At 36.3% G+C, this 20,107-nt stretch carries 17 protein-coding genes and 1 other RNA gene; 14 read left to right on the plus strand and 4 right to left on the minus strand.

Translation table 11 applies throughout. The annotated features are described in order from the left end of the window. Nucleotides 1-50: 50 nt before the first annotated feature. Together pncA and B11cv2_RS01345 are read right to left on the minus strand one after the other, a co-directional pair. Entirely contained in the window at nt 51-659 is a 609-nt protein-coding gene (gene pncA, locus B11cv2_RS01340) for a bifunctional nicotinamidase/pyrazinamidase (RefSeq protein WP_100692988.1), read from the minus strand. A 50-nt stretch (nt 660-709) separates the two neighbouring features. Further along, nucleotides 710-1,249 (minus strand): hypothetical protein, encoded by a 540-nt coding sequence (locus B11cv2_RS01345; protein ID WP_100692989.1) that lies wholly within the window; start codon nt 1,247-1,249, stop codon nt 710-712. 142 nt (nt 1,250-1,391) lie between these two features. Here B11cv2_RS01345 and ettA point away from each other — a divergent pair, with 142 nt between their 5' ends. Continuing rightward, nucleotides 1,392-3,041, plus strand: coding sequence for an energy-dependent translational throttle protein EttA (gene ettA / locus B11cv2_RS01350; protein ID WP_100692990.1), 1,650 nt, complete (start codon nt 1,392-1,394; stop codon nt 3,039-3,041). 2 nt (nt 3,042-3,043) lie between these two features. Here ettA and B11cv2_RS01355 read toward each other — a convergent pair whose 3' ends face one another. Further along, complete coding sequence (locus B11cv2_RS01355; protein ID WP_100692991.1) at nt 3,044-3,388, minus strand: DUF2293 domain-containing protein; 345 nt, start codon at nt 3,386-3,388, stop codon at nt 3,044-3,046. A 1,210-nt stretch (nt 3,389-4,598) separates the two neighbouring features. Continuing rightward, a complete protein-coding gene (locus B11cv2_RS01360) occupies nt 4,599-4,856 on the minus strand; it encodes a hypothetical protein (RefSeq protein ID WP_148664922.1) in 258 nt (85 codons plus the stop codon). Between the two features lie 638 nt (nt 4,857-5,494). Between B11cv2_RS01360 and B11cv2_RS01365 the strand changes: the two genes are divergently transcribed. The 13 genes from B11cv2_RS01365 to murB all read left to right on the plus strand — a co-directional run bounded on the left by B11cv2_RS01365 (nt 5,495) and on the right by murB (nt 20,074). Then, nucleotides 5,495-6,013, plus strand: a complete 519-nt coding sequence (locus tag B11cv2_RS01365) for a lytic transglycosylase domain-containing protein (protein WP_100692993.1) — start codon at nt 5,495-5,497, stop codon at nt 6,011-6,013. Nucleotides 6,014-6,109: 96 nt separating this feature from the next. Then, nucleotides 6,110-6,498, plus strand: an RNA gene (gene rnpB / locus B11cv2_RS01370) — RNase P RNA component class A. Nucleotides 6,499-6,710: 212 nt separating this feature from the next. Beyond that, the gene (rsmH, locus tag B11cv2_RS01375; RefSeq protein ID WP_100693926.1) at nt 6,711-7,751 is read left to right on the plus strand and encodes a 16S rRNA (cytosine(1402)-N(4))-methyltransferase RsmH; all 1,041 of its coding nucleotides are present in this window, start codon (nt 6,711-6,713) and stop codon (nt 7,749-7,751) included. After that, a complete protein-coding gene (locus tag B11cv2_RS01380; RefSeq protein WP_100692994.1) occupies nt 7,748-8,155 on the plus strand; it encodes a hypothetical protein in 408 nt (135 codons plus the stop codon). The genes rsmH and B11cv2_RS01380 overlap by 4 nt, the downstream gene beginning before the upstream one ends. Beyond that, the gene (locus B11cv2_RS01385; RefSeq protein ID WP_100692995.1) at nt 8,155-9,906 is read left to right on the plus strand and encodes a penicillin-binding protein 2; all 1,752 of its coding nucleotides are present in this window, start codon (nt 8,155-8,157) and stop codon (nt 9,904-9,906) included. Before B11cv2_RS01380 ends, B11cv2_RS01385 begins: the two co-directional genes overlap by 1 nt. Nucleotides 9,907-9,923: 17 nt before the next feature. Next, nucleotides 9,924-11,378, plus strand: a complete 1,455-nt coding sequence (locus tag B11cv2_RS01390) for a UDP-N-acetylmuramoyl-L-alanyl-D-glutamate--2,6-diaminopimelate ligase (protein WP_100692996.1) — start codon at nt 9,924-9,926, stop codon at nt 11,376-11,378. Beyond that, nucleotides 11,375-12,793 carry a UDP-N-acetylmuramoyl-tripeptide--D-alanyl-D-alanine ligase gene (gene murF, locus B11cv2_RS01395; RefSeq protein ID WP_100692997.1) on the plus strand — a complete coding sequence of 473 codons (1,419 nt, stop codon included), beginning with the start codon at nt 11,375-11,377 and terminating at the stop codon, nt 12,791-12,793. Before B11cv2_RS01390 ends, murF begins: the two co-directional genes overlap by 4 nt. Nucleotides 12,794-12,816: 23 nt before the next feature. After that, nucleotides 12,817-13,887 carry a phospho-N-acetylmuramoyl-pentapeptide-transferase gene (gene mraY / locus B11cv2_RS01400; protein WP_100692998.1) on the plus strand — a complete coding sequence of 357 codons (1,071 nt, stop codon included), beginning with the start codon at nt 12,817-12,819 and terminating at the stop codon, nt 13,885-13,887. A 4-nt stretch (nt 13,888-13,891) separates the two neighbouring features. Then, nucleotides 13,892-15,298 (plus strand): UDP-N-acetylmuramoyl-L-alanine--D-glutamate ligase, encoded by a 1,407-nt coding sequence (gene murD, locus B11cv2_RS01405; protein WP_100692999.1) that lies wholly within the window; start codon nt 13,892-13,894, stop codon nt 15,296-15,298. 126 nt (nt 15,299-15,424) lie between these two features. Beyond that, a complete protein-coding gene (locus B11cv2_RS01410) occupies nt 15,425-16,582 on the plus strand; it encodes an FtsW/RodA/SpoVE family cell cycle protein (RefSeq protein WP_100693927.1) in 1,158 nt (385 codons plus the stop codon). Next, nucleotides 16,572-17,708 carry an undecaprenyldiphospho-muramoylpentapeptide beta-N-acetylglucosaminyltransferase gene (murG, locus tag B11cv2_RS01415; protein WP_100693000.1) on the plus strand — a complete coding sequence of 379 codons (1,137 nt, stop codon included), beginning with the start codon at nt 16,572-16,574 and terminating at the stop codon, nt 17,706-17,708. Before B11cv2_RS01410 ends, murG begins: the two co-directional genes overlap by 11 nt. Then, nucleotides 17,692-19,119, plus strand: coding sequence for a UDP-N-acetylmuramate--L-alanine ligase (gene murC, locus B11cv2_RS01420; protein ID WP_100693001.1), 1,428 nt, complete (start codon nt 17,692-17,694; stop codon nt 19,117-19,119). The genes murG and murC overlap by 17 nt, the downstream gene beginning before the upstream one ends. Continuing rightward, on the plus strand, nt 19,097-20,074 hold the full coding sequence (gene murB / locus B11cv2_RS01425) for a UDP-N-acetylmuramate dehydrogenase (RefSeq protein WP_100693002.1): 978 nt from the start codon (nt 19,097-19,099) through the stop codon (nt 20,072-20,074). Before murC ends, murB begins: the two co-directional genes overlap by 23 nt. Nucleotides 20,075-20,107 lie beyond the last annotated feature (33 nt).

A 20,107-nucleotide genomic window follows, 5' to 3' on the forward strand; every position in this document is an offset into this window, starting at 1 on the left:
AATAAGAATATGAAGACTTTTTGATTGCTATCATAGCGTTTGGAGGGTGATTAAGAGACCATCAATAATTCTACACCAACTTCATTCATAGCTTTGAGCATCGTATCGAGTGATCCATTTAGATCAATACCAGCACAAGCGTTTAACAAAACCTTGACTTTAAAACCACATTTTACTGCATGCAGTGCAGAGAAGCCAACACAGAAGTCAGTTGCTAAACCGCACATAACTAGAGTTGTAAAATCATGTTCTTTAAGATAACCGTGTAATCCTGTTGGTGTTTTCTGGTCATTTTCAAAGAAGGCGGAATAACTATCAATTTCTTTATTATAGCCTTTCCGAAGGATAAGTTGCGCTTTTTCAACTTTGAGAGATGGATGAAATTCTGCTCCTTGTGTTCCTTGTATACAATGATCAGGCCAAAGTATTTGAAGGCCATAGTCAAGATTAACAGTATCATAAGGAGCTTTCTCTGGATGAAAAGACGCAAAGCTGCAATGGTTTTTTGGGTGCCAATCTTGGGTGAAAATAATATGATCAAAACGAGCTATAAGGTTATTGACAGCAGGGATAATGGCATCGCCTTGTGGTATTGCAAGTGCTCCGCCTGGTAAGAAATCATTTTGAACATCAATAACGATTAAGGTTTGTTTTTTCATGAACTTATTCCAGTTCCAGTGAGCTGGTAGATGCTTTGTGTTTTAAAAGATTATGTTTCATCATTTTGAAGTTTTGAAATGATATGATGAATGTCAGTACTCATTTTATTATCATCAAACCAAAAAAAAGGAATAGATAAATCTTTACGATAATTGTGATAATTTTTTATCAATTGTAACCATTTGCCAATAGATAGAGAATGGTAGTCAGTAACTGACATATGTTTGCGCAGAGCTTTGTTAATCATAGGGCTTTGGACGTCAGATCCTAGGAGATAGCATTCGTTTTTTAAACGCAGCTTGTACCACATCAAAGGAAAGAATGAATCCCATTTTGGTTTATGACACAAGAGCGAAGAAAAGAGATAGGGATTTTTTATAGCATATTGTATAGCCCATAGGATAAGGAAAGAAGGAGCATAAAGGATAGGCTTATCTTGTAGTTCTGTATGGCATTGATAAATTGGTTTGATACGGTAAAAACATAATTTCAAATCTGGTATAGCAAAAAGAGATGATTTTTGATAACACGTCTCAGGCAGAGCTAAGAGTATTTGCTTTTTTCTTTTCAAAGGAATGTTTTTTTGCATTTAAAGTCGCAGTAGGGCTTGTGAGATCAGAAAAAATATACCAATATAGAGCAAGGAGCTATTAGAGCAATAATTAAATATTATGCGTTACAAAATTTAAGAAAATATTCATAACGCAAGTTCCAATAATAAAGAGAAATTTATGGCACGTCAATTTATCTATCATATGGCTGGGCTTAATAAAGCTTATGGCAATAAGAAAATTTTGGAGAATATCCATCTGTCTTTTTATCCAGATGCAAAAATTGGTATTTTAGGTCCAAATGGTGCAGGTAAATCAACCATTTTACGTATTATGGCTGGATTAGATAAAGAATATACAGGAGAAGCATGGCTTGCTGAAGGAGCACGTTGTGGCTATCTTCCACAAGAGCCTGTTCTTAATACAAATAAAGATGTGCGTGGAAATGTGATGGAAGGGCTTGCTGATAAGCAAGCAATTGTAGATCGTTACAATGAACTGATGATGAATTATAGTGATGAAACAGCTGATGAAGGTGCTCGACTTCAGGATATTATTGATAGTCAGAATCTTTGGGATTTAGAAAGCCAAGTAGAAATGGCCATGGCTGCTCTTGGTTGTCCATCAGGGGATGAGGATGTGACAAAACTTTCAGGCGGTGAAAAACGGCGTGTTGCTCTTTGTAAATTGCTTTTATCAAAACCTGACTTATTGCTTTTGGATGAACCGACAAATCATTTAGATGCTGAAACAACAGCTTGGCTTGAAAGGCATTTACGTGAATATCCAGGTGCAGTGCTTTTAATTACCCATGATCGTTACTTTCTTGACAATGTAACAGGTTGGATTTTAGAATTAGATCGCGGTAAAGGAATCCCTTATGAGGGTAATTATTCTGCTTATTTGGATGCTAAAGCTAAACGTGTAGCACAAGAAAGTCGCGAGGAAGTTGCCCGCCAGCGTGTATTATCACGCGAGAAAGAGTGGATAGCTTCTAGTCCAAAGGCTCGTCAAGCAAAATCGAAAGCCCGTATTAAGGCTTATGATGCATTGGTTCAGGCAGCGCATGAGCGTCGTCCTGGGGAGGCACAGATTATTATTCCTATTGGCGAGAGATTGGGACAGATTGTTATTGAAGTTGATAATTTGTCAAAAGCATATGGTAATCGTGTATTAATTGATTCTCTTTCTTTCAAGTTGCCTGCAGGCGGTATTGTTGGAGTTATTGGTCCTAATGGTATGGGAAAATCGACCTTATTTAAGATGTTGACTGGGCAAGAGAAGCTAGATTCAGGACAGATCCGTATTGGAGAAACAGTTCAAGTGAGTTATGTTGACCAAAGCCGTGATGCATTGGCAGGTGATAAAACTGTTTGGGAAGAAATTTCCGGCGGAAATGAAATCATTAAGTTAGGTAAACATGAAGTGAATAGTCGTGCTTATTGTGGTGCTTTTAACTTTAAAGGTACAGATCAACAGCAGAAAGTAGCGCAGTTGTCAGGAGGGCAGCGCAATCGTGTGCATTTGGCTAAACTTTTGAAAGAAGGAGGAAATGTTCTTCTTCTTGATGAACCAACAAATGATCTTGATACAGAAACATTGGGTGCGTTAGAAGATGCATTAGAGAGTTTCGCTGGTTGCGCGGTCATTATATCGCATGATCGTATGTTTTTAGATCGATTGGCAACACATATTTTGGCTTTTGAAGGAAATGGCCATGTGGAATGGTTTGAAGGTAATTTTTCTGAATATGAAGCAGATAAGGTTAGCCGTCTTGGGCCAGATTCTATTAATTTTAGGCGTGCCAATTACAAACCTCTTACACGTTAAAACTATTTGTTTTGAAGTGGTACTGAGGTGGTATTGATACCGTTCATGCTTTCTTCACGTTTTAAAAGGCGATTTGCGCCCCATTCAATAAGTGTTTTGTTAATTGCATCAAAGACAAAAAAGAGCGCTGAATCTCGATCATAACCTTCACAAAGTAAATTATCATACTCTGTATGTTGATGTCGTATATGAGCAATTGTTGCGAGCCAAACTGCAATGGAAGGAGGAAGATATTTCATAGAGGTTCGTGTAGCAGCAGTATAAATACATTGGCTATCAAGGTATGGAACTTGTGGGATAAGAGTTATTAGTTCTTTAGAAATTTTCTGTTTTCTGCGTATTGTCATAGAAGCTTATTTTCATTTTATTTGATAACATAAAAATGGTGCTTTAATTGATCATTTAATGGTTAGTATGTTGATACCCACATTTTATTTATAGATTTTAATATCAGTAATTTGGCGCTTAGGAATATAAAATATATAATCAAATGTATTTTTATAGAAATAAAGATAATTTTTATAGCGTATTTATCGTTAAATTTATGTGATATTTTCTCTAATAGCTATTGTTATATAGCAATTTAGGTATTTACCATTTTATAATTCTATGGAAGAGAAAAGAAGTATGTGTATTTGATCAGTAGTTTATTACAGCTTATTACTTCCTTAGACAGTTGTTCATAACAATTTCAAATTGTAAAAAATTTTGGTGAAATTTTAATATTTAGTGAACTTTTTATAAAAGTTAAGATGATTAGAAAGAGTCTAATGACAGATTTTTGAATAGATTTGCTCCAAATTGGATCATTTTTGAACATTTTTTGCCTTAATTTTTACATTTTTATACTAAAATTACAATTTTTTTATGTTTTTTATAAACAATCATAAGAATTTCTTGTCGTTTAAAATATTTTATTTCATATAAAAGAAACTGTATCATTTACTTTAATGAGTGATGCGAGCAGACAATCAGGGAACCTCTCCCCCCCCCCCGCGTGGATCCCTTAGGTTGTCTAACCCGGCTGGAGGAATTTTTCAGTCGGGTTTTTTTATTATGTGAGTTCTATAACTTTGTTCTTGAAAGAATAGATAGACTATCTAAGAATTTTGTTCAGTATAACAAGACAATCACGTTAATTAAGTACAAAAAGTATAGGTTCGTATCAAAATTTTATAAGGTTTGTTTTTGATTTTACGAAAAAATAGAAGAGACTTTGAGACTTCGATATTTTATAGTGAATGGATTTTGTTTCTCTATAATATATGGATTGTATAGAACATAGTACTCAATCTGTGCAGAAAATCTTGAACGATAAACAGAGCAAAAAAATGATTAATCAACTTTTCTAGAAAGAAAAAGAGGATGGTATAACCCTATAAAAATAAGTTTTGAGTATTTAGTACATGTCGTATCTTGATTGTGCTTTTTTAATATAAGGATTAAAATTTTGAGTGCATTGTGTCTCTATGATTTTCAGAATTAGTGAAGAATATGGCAAAATAGATTTAAAACTATTAGCAAACATATAATTGTCTTGAAATTATGCGAAAATGATCAGTGGGAGTCTACGATAGAAGGACGTAAAATTTCTTCTGATACAGTTCTGATGACTATTTCGGCAAATTTTTGCGCTTGTTCATTATTTTGTCCGCTTGCAAGAGCAGAAGAAATTGCATCTTTACGCGCTTGATAAACAATTCTTTGTTTTTGTTGATCATTCATTTTGAAAAGGCCCATTGTAACATTCGGGAAAGATATTCCTTCTTCTAACTGCATATCTTTTGTTGTATTAATCTGGTGAGAAACAATCATTCTATGAAATCCAAAGTAATAAGCGAGTAAACTAGCTATAAAGATAAATAGCAAAATCAGAATAATATTACGCCAGCGGAATTTGATCATTTCTAAATCCTAAAATTACAACGTATCAGATTACATATAAATCACATAATTTTTTAATTATAATTCTATATCTGTTATTTTGGAAATAATATATAAATTGTTATTTTAAGATAAAATTCAATTACATTTTTATATGAATGTATATTTAAAAATATTAATTATAATGAGTAATTTTTTGAGCACTGGTTTTTAGCCATTGTTTGCGTTGAATGCAAGATTTCAGTTGATCTGATCACGACAGAGTTTTGAAATTATTATTAATAAAACCTTGATAAGTTTATGTTGTAAGTAATCGAATTTGCTCGGTGCTATTTTTTCTAATTTAAATTTATTATCATAAGATATCAATGATAAATGCATTATATTTTGTACTGTAGAAAATGAAAAATATAATCAAAATTTTAAAAAATCCTTCCCCAATATTATAGATATCTTGAAATTATCTTAATATTTTCATTTTTATGACGTTTTTTGGCTTTTTTTATTCAGTAAAATGCACCTTTAAAATTATGGTTCAGGTTGCAAATGTATTAGTGAAGAGAGAAAGAATGCAATTTTTAAAAATCTTTTTAAGTACAGCACTTGCTGTATTTTTTGTGTTAAATATTGAAATAGCTTTTGCAGTAATTAGTATTGTAGATTCAAGTAAGAATGCAGAGTTTTCCTCTTCTCATTCTAAGACGTCTGTTCGTCCTTATGAAGATCTTATCAAAAAAATTGCGATTAAACATAAAGTTCCTATAAATTTGGTACATGCTGTTATCAGTGTTGAAAGTAACTATAATGCTCATACAAAAGGTTCTTCTGGTGAAATAGGATTGATGCAAATTAAGCCGTCTACTGCACGATGGTTGGGTTTTAACGGTTCTGTAAAAGATCTTTATGAGCCTGCGATTAATCTTGAATATGGTATGCGTTATTTAGCGCGGGCGCATAAACTTAGTAGGGGAGATACGTGTCGTACAGTTCTTAAATATAATGCAGGTCATTCTGCAAAAAAAATGAATTCTATTTCAGCGAGATATTGTTCAAAAGTTAAAACATATTTAGCTTCATTAAAGCAGTAATATGCTTTGTAAGTAGTCTAATTATTTTGATAAGGCTTATAAAATATCCTTTTGTTGCTATTTTCAGTTGATGAAAAATATTGTATAAATGAACAATCAGTCGGCTGGGCAGCCGCGCCTATTCAATATTAAAAAGTAATAGGTGAGGAAAGTCCGGGCTCCATGGAAAAACGATGCCGGGTAACACCCGGCGGGGGTGACCCTAGGGAAAGTGCCACAGAAAGCAAACCGCCTATTTTTATAGGTAAGGGTGAAAGGGTGGGGTAAGAGCCCACCGCACACTCAGTAATGAGTGTGGCAAGGTAAACCCCATCGGGAGCAAGACCGAATAGAAATGATGCGCAAGGCTTGACTTGCAGCCAGTTTCCAGGCGAGTCATTTGGGTAGGTTGCATGAGGCGGATGGTAACATCCGTCCTAGATGAATGGTTGCCATGTAAAGCATAACTTTACTAACAGAACCCGGCTTATAGGCCGACTGATATTTGATATATAATAAAAAATTTACATATATTTTGATAAAATTGCATATTTTGAGAGTTTTTACACTCAAAAATAAAACATTTTTTTAAAAAATTATAACATTTCTTTAAGTATTAATAAGCCAATGTATATAGTGATTCAGCTTTAACTTGACTTGCTCTTTGTAGTAAAAATGAGAGTTAAAATTTGGCATATGATAATCTCATATGCCATCGATGGTTAATGATTTTGTAAAACATAGATCAAGATGGGGTATTTTGAGAAGGCAGGATAGTGGAGTCGAACGCCATATTCCAGTATTGTTGCAGTCAGTATTAGCTGAGCTTGCACCATTAGCTGGAGCAAAAGTGATTGATGGCACTTTTGGTGCTGGCGGTTATTCATGCGCCCTATTGAATGCGGGTGCAGAAGTTATCGCTCTTGATCGTGATCCTCATGCAATTCGTGAGGGACAAGCACTTGTTGATCAATTTTTTCCACGTCTCCGTTTAGTTCAAGCAGAGTTTTCACAGTTGGATCATATAGTAGAAGAGAAAGTCGACGCCGTTATTCTTGATATTGGTGTTTCTTCCATGCAACTTGATGAACCTGAACGTGGTTTTTCTTTTCAAAAAGACGGTCCATTAGATATGCGAATGGGGCAGATTGGTTTTACAGCAGCTGATGTTGTTAATTATTTAAGGGCGGATGATTTGGCGCAACTGTTTAAAACATTTGGGGAAGAGCGTTATGCAGTTCGAATTGCTCGGATGATTGAGAAACGTCGTTGTATTCGCCCTTTTTTGCGTACAATTGATCTTGCGCATGCTATTGAGTCTTTAATAGGAAGAAAACTAGGTGATCATATTCATCCTGCAACGCGTGTATTTCAAGCATTACGCATTTATGTTAATAATGAGCTTGGCGAGCTTGCATGTGGTTTATTCGCTGCTGAGCGTGTTTTAAAAGCAGGAGGACGCTTGGCAGTCGTTAGCTTTCATTCTCTTGAAGATCGCATGGTAAAAAAATTTTTTTCTGCTCGTTCTGGTCATAAAAAGGGATCACGTTATCTTCCTGAAATAAAATCAGCTCCAGCAACCTTTATTCCTTTGTTTAAAGGTGTGAAAACCCCAACTCAAGAAGAGTTACAGCACAATCCTCGTGCACGTTCTGCGAGGTTGCGTATGGGGGTACGGACTCAAGAAGTTGCTATTGCAGCAGATATGAAATTATTTGGTTTGGCAGAAATTGTTCGTTTTGAAGGCAGTAAGAAATGATAATTTTTCGCACATTCGATATGATTTTAGTAGTGGTTATGATTTGTATAGCGGGTCTTACTTACAAGGTTAAATATGGGGTCCAAAAACAGATTGGTGAAGTGAAACGTATTGAGCGGGAAATTGCAGAAGAAAAAAATATGGTTAATTTGCTTCATACTGAATGGGCTGTAATGATTGATCCTTCACGCATGAGAAAACTTGCAGAACGTTACAAAAAAGAACTGAGTTTAGAGTTAATACAGCCACGTCAAGTTGTAAAATTAAAAGATATTCCAATGCGTTTGCAAGATAAAATTGAAGAATTGATCAAGCAGAATACCTTTGAAGACGATGATAAAGCTTTTTTAGCTGAGAATCGTAGTGTTCATAGAAATAGTTTTGTTCAAAAAGGTGGGCGGTGATGAAATTGTCGTTCTTATTTTCACAAAAGAACAATTATTCAAATAATCAGTTAAAATCTTTACCTTCTTCTATGTATCAGCCGTATTCTAATCGTCCACGTTTGATTTTTGCTTTATTGTGTTTTCTTTTTCTTTATGGGCTTATAGGGAAATGCCTTATTTTTTATGGGATTAAAGGTGGTCAAATTGAAGAAGCAAAAGGGCCGTTGATAGTGCAATTAGCTTCTCGACCTGATATTGTTGATCGCAATGGGCGTTTATTAGCAAAAGATATTACAACTTATTCGCTTTTTGCTGAACCACGTCGTATTATTGATGTAGATGAGACGATCGAATTAATCTCAACAGTTTTGCCAAAACTGAATTGGCAGGAAGTCCATAAACGTTTAAAAAGAAATTCTGGTTTTTCTTGGATTCAACGTGGATTAACTCCAACGCAAAAGGCGCAAATTATGGAACTTGGCATTCCAGGTATTGGTTTTCGTACTGAAATACGTCGTTTTTATCCAGGAGGATCTATAGCTTCACATATTCTTGGTATGGTCAATGTTGATAATCAAGGTTTGGCTGGCATGGAAAAATATATTGATGATAATGGATTGAGTGTTCTTCGTGCTACCGGTCTTGCTACAGAGGAATCATTGAAGCCAGTGCAACTTTCTATTGATATACGTGTTCAGGCAATTGTACATGATGAATTGATGGAAGCCATGAAACGTTATCGAGCAATTGCTGCGGGTGCTATTATTTTAAACATTTATACAGGTGAAGTTTTAGCATTGGCATCAGTGCCAGATTTTTCTCCTGCAAATCCTGTTGATGCTCTTAAAAGTGACCGCTTTAATCGCATGACCGCTGGAACTTTTGAAATGGGGTCAATTATTAAAAGTTTCACCACAGCAATGGCGCTTGATTCAGGGCTTTTTGATTTGAACAGTATTATTGATGCTTCCCAACCAATTCAAGCAAGTCGTAATCATTTTATTCGTGATTTTCATGGGAAAAATCGCCTTTTAAAATTGTGGGAAGTTTTTATTTATTCTTCTAATATTGGTTCTGCTAAAGAGGCATTGGCAATAGGAGTAGATGGACATCGTAATTTTTTAAAACGACTTGGTTTACTTGAGCGTATATCAACGGAATTGCCTGAAGTGGCCCAACCGATTTATCCCCATTATTGGAAGGATATCAATTCTATGACGATTTCTTTTGGACATGGTATGGCAACAACGCCATTGCAAACAGCAGTGGCTGCTGCTGCTTTAATGAATAGTGGTTTGTTAATTGATCCTACATTTTTAAAACGCTCTAAAAAAGAGGCTTTGAAATATGCTAAGCAGGTTCTTCATCCTCAAACAAGCCAAGATATGCGTTATCTTTATAAGTTAAATAGTGATATTGGTTCGGGGCGTAATGCAAAGGTAGTAGGTTATCGTATTGGTGGTAAGACAGGAACATCTGAAAAAGTTGAAAATGGAAAGTATTCTAAAGTAAAGAACTTTAATAGCTTTTTAGCTGCTTTTCCTATAGATAATCCTTCTTATATTGTCTTAACAATTATTGATGAGCCTAAGCCAGAAGATGGAAAACATTCAGCAACAGCAGCAATGAATGCAGCTCCAATGCTTGCCAACATCATTCGACGTTCAGCTATTTTTCTTGGAATAGAACCGGATTTTAAAAAAGAGTATCAACCAATTGTAAGAACAAAAAGCAATTTGAGATTACCGAAAACAACAATGAAAAACTAATATAAAGGTAAATAGCCATGTTGCTTGGAGAATTATTTGTAGAGTGTATTAAAGATGATTGTCTTGCCTCAATCGAAATTACAGGGATAAGTGCTGATTCTCGTCAAGTATTACCGGGTTATGTTTTTGTGGCCCTTAAGGGAAATCAAAGCGACGGCAAAAAGTATGTAAATGATGCCATACAGCGTGGTGCACGGGTCATTATTACAGATAATAATTTTGTTTTCGAGAACTTATCTATTCCTGTTATTCATGTGTTGGATGCACGTCATAAATTAGCTATAGCAGCTGCCCGTTTTTATAATTCTCAACCTGAAACAGTGGTTGCTGTTACAGGTACAAGCGGTAAGACATCGGTTGTGTCTTTTGTTCGGCAAATTTGGGAATATATTGGTTTTTGTGCTGCTAGTATAGGAACAGTAGGCGTTGTATCACCTAAACGTCATGATATTGGTTCTCTAACCACACCTGATCCAGTAATGTTACAGCGTTTATTATGTGAAATTGCTAATGATGAAGGTGTTACACATGCAGCCTTTGAAGCTTCTTCACATGGGCTTGATCAATGTCGGATTGATGGAGTGCATTTAGCGGCAGCTGCTTTTACCAATTTAGGGCGTGATCATATGGATTATCACAAGTCCATAGAGCATTATTTTCATGCTAAGATGAGACTATTTCATACGCTTTTACCGCAAGATGCACCTGCTCTTATCTTTGCAGATGATGTTTACTCACAAAAGGTTATCGATACTGTTAGACAAGCTCACCGGCAAGTTCTGACAATTGGTCGCACAGGAAAATTCATCACGCTTAATCGTGTTGAACATCAACGATTAAAACAACGTGTTGAATGTCGGATGGGAAATAATATTTATACATTTGATTTGCCACTTGCTGGTGATTTTCAAGTAACTAATGCACTTATGGCTGCAGGTTTAGCGATTGCGACAAATGCACCTTCAGATATGGTTTTTCGTTCTCTTGAAAAATTGCAAGGGGCACCTGGCCGATTAGAATTAGTTGGAAACACAGAGGATGGTGCACCTATTTACGTCGATTATGCACATAAGCCAGAAGCTTTAGAGCAGATGTTACTTTCTGTTCGTCCTTTTACACAAGGACGTTTAGTTCTTGTTTTTGGTTGTGGTGGTGATCGTGATCAAGGAAAGAGAGCTTTGATGGGAAAAATTGCAGGAAATAAAGCTGATATTGTGATTGTAACCGATGATAATCCTCGCACGGAAGCACCGGAGAAAATTCGAAAAGATATTTTACAGGCAGTGCCCGAAGCAATAGAAATAGCGGATCGTGGTCAAGCAATTGAGTATGCGGTGGAATTGCTGAAAGCTGGAGATACATTAATTGTTGCAGGTAAAGGTCATGAAAATGGACAAATTATAGGTCAGGAGATATATCCTTTTTCAGATCGTTTGAAAGTGATTGCTGCTTTAAAGGAGCGGAATAAGTGATAGCTTTATGGGATAAACAGGCACTCATTTCTGCAATGGATGGTTTTACAATTGGATGTTTACCAGAAATTTTTCCTGGGGTTTCTATTGATAGTCGGACTCTTGTCGCAGGTGATATTTTTTTCTGTATTAAAGGACACCATCTTGATGGTCATGATTTTGCGGCGCACGCCTATGCACAAGGTGCTGGAGTTTTGGTGGTTGCACAAAATCGTTTAGACGAAATGAAAAAAATAACAGCTCCATTGATTGTCGTTCCTGATGTTTTGCAGGCATTAGAAAAGCTCGCGCAAGCAGCACGTAAACGTTCAAAAGCTAAAATTATAGCTATTACAGGCTCTGTGGGGAAAACAACTACAAAAGAAGCTCTTAAACAAGCACTTGAAACTGTTGGAAAGGTTCATGCTAATCTTGCTTCTTTGAATAATTGTTGGGGTGTCCCACTGACTTTGGCGCGAATGCCTATAGATAGTGATTATGGTATCTTTGAAATTGGTATGAATCATAAAAATGAAATTCGTCCTTTGGTGAAGTTGGTTTGTCCGCATGTGGTATTAATCACCCGTATTGCAGCTGGGCATATGGAATTTTTCAAAGATCTTGAAGAAATTGCAGATGCCAAGGCTGAAATTTTTGAAGGATTAGACAAAAATGGTATAGCTCTTTTAAACGCAGATGATCATTTTTTTTCTTATTTGCTTAAAAAAGCAAAACAATGTGGTGTGAAAGAAATTCGAAGTTTTGGCCGTTCTAATTCTGCTGATTATCAAGTGAAGGAGGTTCGCCTTTTAGAGAATTGCTCTTGTATGGTTGTACATTTTTATCAGAAAGATATGATGATTAAAATCGGTGCGCCTGGTCAACATATGGTACAAAATGGTTTAAGTGTTCTTGCAGCTTGTGATACGGTTTGTGCTGATTTGGCACATATTACGCTCGCTTTGGGTCGTTTTTCTCTTCAAAAAGGCCGTGGAGCTCTTTATAAGCTGTCTTTATCAAATGGTGGTATGTTTCATTTAATCGATGAAAGTTACAATGCTAATCCTGTTTCTATGCTGACTGCTCTTGATCTTCTTGCAACAGGACCAATAGGTGTAGGTGGGAAACGAATTGCTATTTTGGGTGATATGCTTGAATTAGGGGATCATAGTAAAAAATTACATCGTGATTTGTTGGAACCCATTCGTGTTTCTGGTGCTGATTTGGTTTTTTTGGTTGGTAAAGAAATGGGCGTTTTAGCCAGAGATCTTTCTGCTTATGTTACTGTTTATCATGCTGAAAATATTGAGGAAATTTTTCCACTTGTTTTTTCAGAAATTTCAAATGGAGATCTTATTATGATTAAATCATCACACCATATTTATTTATCAAATATTGTGACTGAAATTCTTAATCGCTATAAAGTCATTTCTTGATAATTTTATTAGGTTTTTGCGCTATGATGCTATTTTTTTCCTTGCTGAATGATTGGATTCCAGGTGTTAATGTTTTTCGGTATATTACTTTTCGAACTGTTGCAGCTATCTTAACATCAGGTTTGATTGTTTTTTTGTTTAGTCCAAGTATTATTGCTTTTCTCAAAAGTCGGCAGGGGAAAGGACAACCAATTCGAACTGATGGTCCTCAAACTCACTTTAAAAAAGCTGGGACACCTACTATGGGTGGATTAATGATTTTAATTGGTATTATGGTATCAGCATTTTTATGGTGTGATTTATTAAATACTTATTTTTGGGTGTCGTTGTTTGTTATGCTTTCTTTTGGGATGATTGGTTTTTATGATGATTATCTTAAAGTGACAAAACAAACGCATAAAGGTTTTTCTGGAAAAGCGCGATTAAGTTTGGAATTTGTAATTGCAGTCATTGCTTGTTTTGTTATTTTAAAAGTTGGTTCACCAGGATTAGCTTTGCCTTTTATAAAGGATTATTTTATTAATTTGGGTTGGTTTTTTATTCCTTTTGCTGCTTGTGTTATCGTAGGTACTGGTAATGCTGTTAATTTAACGGATGGTCTTGACGGGCTTGCTATTGTTCCTGTGATGATTGTCTCTTTATCTTTTGCATTGATTGCTTATCTGTCTGGGAATATGAATTTTGCTGATTATTTACAAATTCATTATGTGGTGGGCACGGGTGAGTTAGCTGTTTTACTTGGAGCAGTTTTTGGTTCTGGACTGGGCTTTTTATGGTATAATGCGCCTCCAGCAGCTATTTTTATGGGAGACACTGGTTCTTTGGCTCTTGGCGGGTTGCTAGGTGTTATTGCTGTTGCCACGAAGCACGAAATTGTTTTAGCTATTATTGGTGGACTTTTTGTTTTAGAAGCGATGTCAGTTATTATTCAAGTAGGTTGGTTCAAACTGACGAAAACGCGTGTGTTTCTTATGGCGCCAATTCATCATCATTTTGAGAAAAAAGGTTGGACAGAAAGTCAGATTGTGATACGTTTTTGGATTATTACGATTGTCTTAGCATTGATTGGTCTTTCAACACTTAAATTGAGGTGAAATCTTGATTTCTGTTGAGTGTTATAGAGGTCAAAAAGTTGCTGTATTTGGATTAGGGAAATCAGGAATAGCTACAGCAAAAGTTTTAATTGCTTGTGGTACAGAAGTAGTTGCTTGGGATGATAATTGTTCTAGTGTGGAAGCTGCTTGTAAGGAAAATATTCCCACAAAGGATCTGTATTATGAAGATTGGACAGAATTTGTTGCGTTGATTTTAGCTCCTGGAGTGCCTTTAACTTATCCAAGGCCACATTGGGTTGTTGAAAAAGCGCGTCAAGAAAATATCGAAATTATCGGTGATATTGAGCTATTTGTTCGTGCACGTAATCTTTTTTTACAGCAAAATGGTTTTGATGACCAAGATGTTCCGTTTATTGCTATTACGGGTACAAATGGTAAATCAACAACCACTGCTTTACTTGCTCATCTTTTAGAAAAAATGGGTTATGATGTGCAAATGGGAGGCAATATTGGAACAGCAATATTAACGCTTAAGCCATTTGTAAAAAAGCGTATTTATGTTATTGAATGTTCGTCATTTCAAATAGAATTAGCTCCATCTCTTCAGCCAACTGTTGGTCTTTTGTTGAATTTAACACCTGATCATATTGATCGCCATGGTAGCTTTGAACGCTATGTGCAGGTCAAAGAACGTGTTGTTTCTAGAGCTTCTCGTGCTCTTATTTCAATTGATAGTTTAGTTTGCTGTGCTTTATATCAAAAGCTTTTTAGTGAAGGTTATTCAATTGATCCAGTGTCTAAAGAGCATGTTGTTAAAAATGGTTTTTATGTAGAAGGAACAAAACTTTTTGCTATTTATCATGGGCAACATCATATGCTTGCAGATTTGGCAAATATAACTTCGTTACGTGGAAGTCATAATGCAGAAAATGCTCTTATGGCTTTAGCAACTTTGCAGATATTAAAAATTACTACCTTAGATATAGAAGAGCATTTAGCAAGCTATTTAGGGCTTGCGCATCGAATGCAACAGGTATGTAAAATTGGATCTATTTTGTTTATTAATGATAGTAAGGCTACCAATGCAGAGTCATCTGTTCCTGCATTGACTACTTTTAATAATATTTTTTGGATTGTTGGAGGGCAGGAAAAAGAAGGTGGGATTGATGCTCTTAAAGGATTTTTTTATAAGATTCGTAAAGCATATTTAATTGGTAGTGCAGCGGAAAATTTTGCACGCATTATCGGTTCTGCTTTTCCTTTTTCGATGAGTTTGAATTTAGAAAATGCAGTCCGCGAAGCGGCTAGTGATGCAGCCCGTGATATGGAGAAAGAAGCTGTGGTGTTGTTTTCTCCAGCTTGTGCAAGTTATGATCAATTTAAGAATTATGAGGTACGTGGGGAGACTTTTGTTTCTCTTGTTATGCAGTTAAAGAAGCAAGAATTGTAAAAAGTTATTTTATGTTAACAGTCGAGAATCTTTTTGAGTGTAATTTAGATTAAATTGCTCATCAAAGATATTAGGAAAATCATATTATTTTTTTTAGATATGATTATAAAAGGTAAAGTGAAGATGATGATAACTCGTGCAGATCGAGGCCCAATCTCTAATTGGTGGTGGACAATTGATCGCTCTATCTTTACTGCTTGTTTGATCCTTATGGGAATTGGTATCATGCTATCCTTTGCAGCTAGTCCCTCTGTTGCAAAAAAAATTGGAATTTCTGATAGTTTTTATTTTGTTCGTTGGCATATTATTTTTAGTATTCCTGCATTTGTGATCATGATTATTATTTCTTTTTTTTCGCCTCGTAATATTCGCCGTTTATGTATTCTATTACTGTTTGCAACGCTTGTACTTATGATTGCAACTTTATTATTTGGTCTTGAGCTAAAAGGAGCACGGCGTTGGATTTCTGTGTTTGGTATTTCTTTACAAGCATCGGAATTTATGAAACCGGCTTTTGTTATTGTATCTGCTTGGCTTTTTGCGGAACAGGTACAGCGTAAAAGTGCTCTTATCTATATATTGGTTATTGCACTATATGTGATTTGTTGTACGCTTCTTATTTTGCAACCAGATATTGGTCAAACACTTTTAATAAGTGCAACATGGGGTGGCTTATTTTTTATTGCAGGTATGCCTCTTCTTGTCGTCTTCTTATTTCTTATTTTGGGCGTTTTAGGAGGCTTTTTAGCTTATTTTTTTGTTCATCATGTCCGTGAACGTATCAATGGTTTTTTAACAGGGGAGGGTAATACATTTCAGGTTGATGTAGGGCGTGAAGCTATTTTAAATGGTGGATGGTTTGGTCGAGGTCCTGGTGAAGGTACAGTGAAACGTATTATTCCTGATAGCCATACAGATTTTGTATTTTCTGTTGCAGCTGAAGAATATGGTATTATTTTGTGTTTATTGATTACAGCACTTTTTGGTTTTATTGTTATACGTTCTCTTTATATAGCGTTGAACACTCGTGATATCTTCACACGTTTTGGTATTGCTGGTATAGCAATGATAATTGGTTTTCAATCAGCAATTAATATGGCGGTTAATCTTCACCTAATGCCTCCAAAGGGTATGACGCTACCCTTTATTTCTTATGGTGGCTCATCTATGGTAGCAATTGCAATTTCGATAGGTATTTTACTGAGTTTGACACGTCGTTGGCCAGAAGCGCGTATTTCAACTGTTTTATCAACTTTTGTTTCGGATACTGCTGATGACACATAAAAAAGTTATTGTTTTATCTGCTGGTGGTACAGGTGGGCATCTTTTCCCTGCAGAAGCGCTTGCTGTTGAACTGAGAGAACGTGGATATGATGTTCATTTGATGACAGATAAAAGAGCTAAGCGTTTTGTCCGCCATTTTGATGAGAAACATATTCATGTTATTTCATCAGCAACCTTTGTAAGACGTCATCCTTTTGCACTTATAAAAACATTTTGGTATTTGTTAAAGGGAATGTTTCAATCATGGATGCTTTTTTGTAAATTGCAACCTGTTCTTGTCGGTGGGTTTGGTGGTTATCCTACCTTTCCACCACTTTTAGTTGCTACCTTAATAGGATATAAGACATTTATTCATGAGCAAAATGCTGTTATGGGGCGTGCTAATAGATTATTGGCGTCTAGAGTTAATGCTATTGCCGGTGGTTTATTATCAGCTAACAGTGTTTATGCTCATAAAACATTCATGACAGGTAATCCTGTTCGTAAGGCTATTCTTCAAGCTGCAAAGATTCCTTATTGTCCTTCTATAGGTGAACAACCATTTCATTTTTTGGTTTTTGGTGGAAGCCAAGGGGCAGCTTTTTTTTCACAAGTTGTTCCTGGAGCAGTGACCTTACTTGATCAAAATATACGGAGACGTTTACGCATTGTTCAGCAGGTTTATGATGAAACCATAGATCTCATGAAAATTTATCGTGATATGGGAGTGCAGGCAGAAGTTGCACGTTTTTTTGATAATATGGCTGAACATATCGCTCAATCCCATTTTATTATGTCACGTGCTGGGGCTTCAACAGTTTGTGAAATAGCTGTGATTGGTCGGCCAGCTTTATTTATTCCATATCCTTACGCTCTAGATCACGATCAAGCAGAGAATGCGGCTAAACTTTCTGAAATGGGAGGAGCGCAGATTATAGTAGAAAAAAATTTAGATATACAAATACTTGCTTCTCTCTTGACAAAAGTTTGTTGTGAGCCACACTTATTGGAAAAACAAGCACTGTCTGCAAAAAAAGTTGGGCAACCTCATGCAACCGTTATTTTGGCAAATATGGTTGAAGCATTGATTTTAGAACGATCATTATTAGATATTAAAAAGGAATTATTTGATGAAAATGCCGCTTAATATTGGCCTTATCCATTTTGTAGGAATTGGAGGTATAGGTATGAGCGGAATTGCTGAAGTTCTTCATAATCTTGGTTATAAAGTTCAAGGATCCGATCAAACTTATAACGCAAATGTTGAACGCTTGCAGAATAAGGGCATTAATATTTGTATAGGACATCGTGCTGAAAATTTAGGAGCAGCAGAAGTTGTTATTATTTCTACTGCTATTAAGAAAACAAATCCTGAATATATTGCTGCCCAAAAAAGGCATTTACCAGTTGTTAAGCGAGCAGAAATGCTTGCTGAGTTAATGCGGTTTCGTCGGACAATTGCTATTGGTGGTACGCATGGAAAAACAACGACTACGTCAATGGTAGCTGCACTTCTTGATGCAGGTTGTTTTGATCCGATAGTTATTAATGGCGGTATTATCAATGCTTATGGGACCAATGCACGCATGGGGGATGGGGATTGGATGGTGGTTGAGGCCGATGAAAGTGATGGGACATTTTTAAAATTGCCGGCTGATATAGCTGTTGTTACCAATATAGATGTTGAGCATTTAGACCATTATGGCAATTTTAATGCTATACGCGAAGCTTTTCGGCAGTTTGTAGAAAATGTGCCTTTTTATGGTTTTGCCGTTATGTGTATTGACCACCCAGAAGTTCAGACATTAGCTAGTCGTATTCATGATCGTTGGGTGATTACGTATGGTGCAAATCCACAAGCAGATATTCGTTTTCTTAATCTTTCGATGGAGGGCCAAAAAGCGTGTTTCGATATTCTTATTCGATCACGAAAAACAGGCGAAAAAATTGAGATCAGCAATTTGATTTTACCGATGTCGGGAAAGCATAATGTTTCTAATGCTACTGCAGCAATTGCTATTGCACATGAACTCGGCATTTCACCTGAAGCTATAAAAAAAGGATTAGCAGAGTTTGGGGGTGTCAAACGACGTTTTACGAAAACAGGGAATTGGAATGGAGTTGAGATATTTGATGATTATGGGCATCATCCAGTTGAAATAAAAGCAGTTTTGCATGCAGCACGTGAGAGCGCAAAAGGAAACATCATTGCGATTATGCAGCCGCACCGTTATACGCGCTTGTATCATCTATTTGATGATTTTTCTACTTGTTTTAATGATGCAGATACAGTGATGATTACACCGGTTTATGCAGCTGGTGAAGAACCAATAGCTGGTTTTGGTTCTAAAGAATTAGTTGAGCATATTCAGATGGCTGGCCACCGTGATGTGCATCTGATTAATAGTTTAGAAAATGTTATTTCTATTGTATCTAGATTCGCTAAATCTGGTGATTATGTGGTTTTTTTGGGTGCTGGTAGCATCACACAATGGGCTTACGCATTGCCCAATCAATTAATGGTACTTGATAACAATGACAAATTTTCAGCCGATTGATGGTGAAGGGCTGTTAAAGAAATTACAGCCGGCGTTACGTGGTATACAAGGCAAATTAATGCCTAATGTCGATATGCGTAAGGTGACATGGTTTCGCACCGGTGGAATCGCTGAGATTTTTTATCAACCTTCTGATGAAGCAGATTTAGTTTTATTTTTTCAGTCTTTGCCTGAATCCATTCCTATAACGATTGTGGGGATTGGTTCTAATCTTCTGGTACGTGATGGGGGGATCCCTGGAGTTGTTGTTCGTCTTTCAGCAAAAGGTTTTGGGCAGTTGGAGCAAGTGTCATCGAAACGCTTTTTGGTTGGTGCTGCGGTAGCGGGTAAACATTTGGCTGCAGCAGCTTTAGAAGCGGAACTTTCTGGTTTTCATTTTTATCATGGTATTCCTGGTGGTTGTGGAGGAGCATTAAAAATGAATGCTGGAGCTAATGGTATTGAGACCGCTGAGCGAGTTGTTGAAGTTTATGCGCTTGATCGTAAAGGGCAACGCCATATATTGAGTGTGAACGATATACATTATTCTTATCGTTGTTGCGATGTTCCTGATGATTTTGTTTTTGTTGCTGCCTTATTGGAAGGAGAGCAAGGGCATAGAAATCATATCCGTGCAGCTATGGAGGAAGTTGCTTTGCATCGGCAGAAGGTGCAACCTATTCGTGAAAAAACGGGTGGCTCCACTTTTCGTAATCCTGTAGGTACGTCTGCATGGCGTGTTATTGATGAGGCAGGGTGTCGTGGTTTAAAGATTGGTGGTGCTCAAATGAGTGAGATGCACTGTAATTTTATGATTAATATCGATCAAGCAACAGGTTATGATCTTGAAAAATTAGGAGAAACAGTGCGTGCTCGTGTTTTTGCTCATTCAGGGCATTTATTGCAGTGGGAAATACAGCGTATTGGCCAATTTGAACAAGATCGTATAGTCTCTCCTTTTGATCAGAATAATTGATTTTTTTATAACTAAAAAATTGAGTCATTTCAA

Source organism: Bartonella sp. 1-1C, assembly GCF_002810325.1.
Taxonomy (GTDB): Bacteria; Pseudomonadota; Alphaproteobacteria; order Rhizobiales; family Rhizobiaceae; genus Bartonella; species Bartonella rochalimae.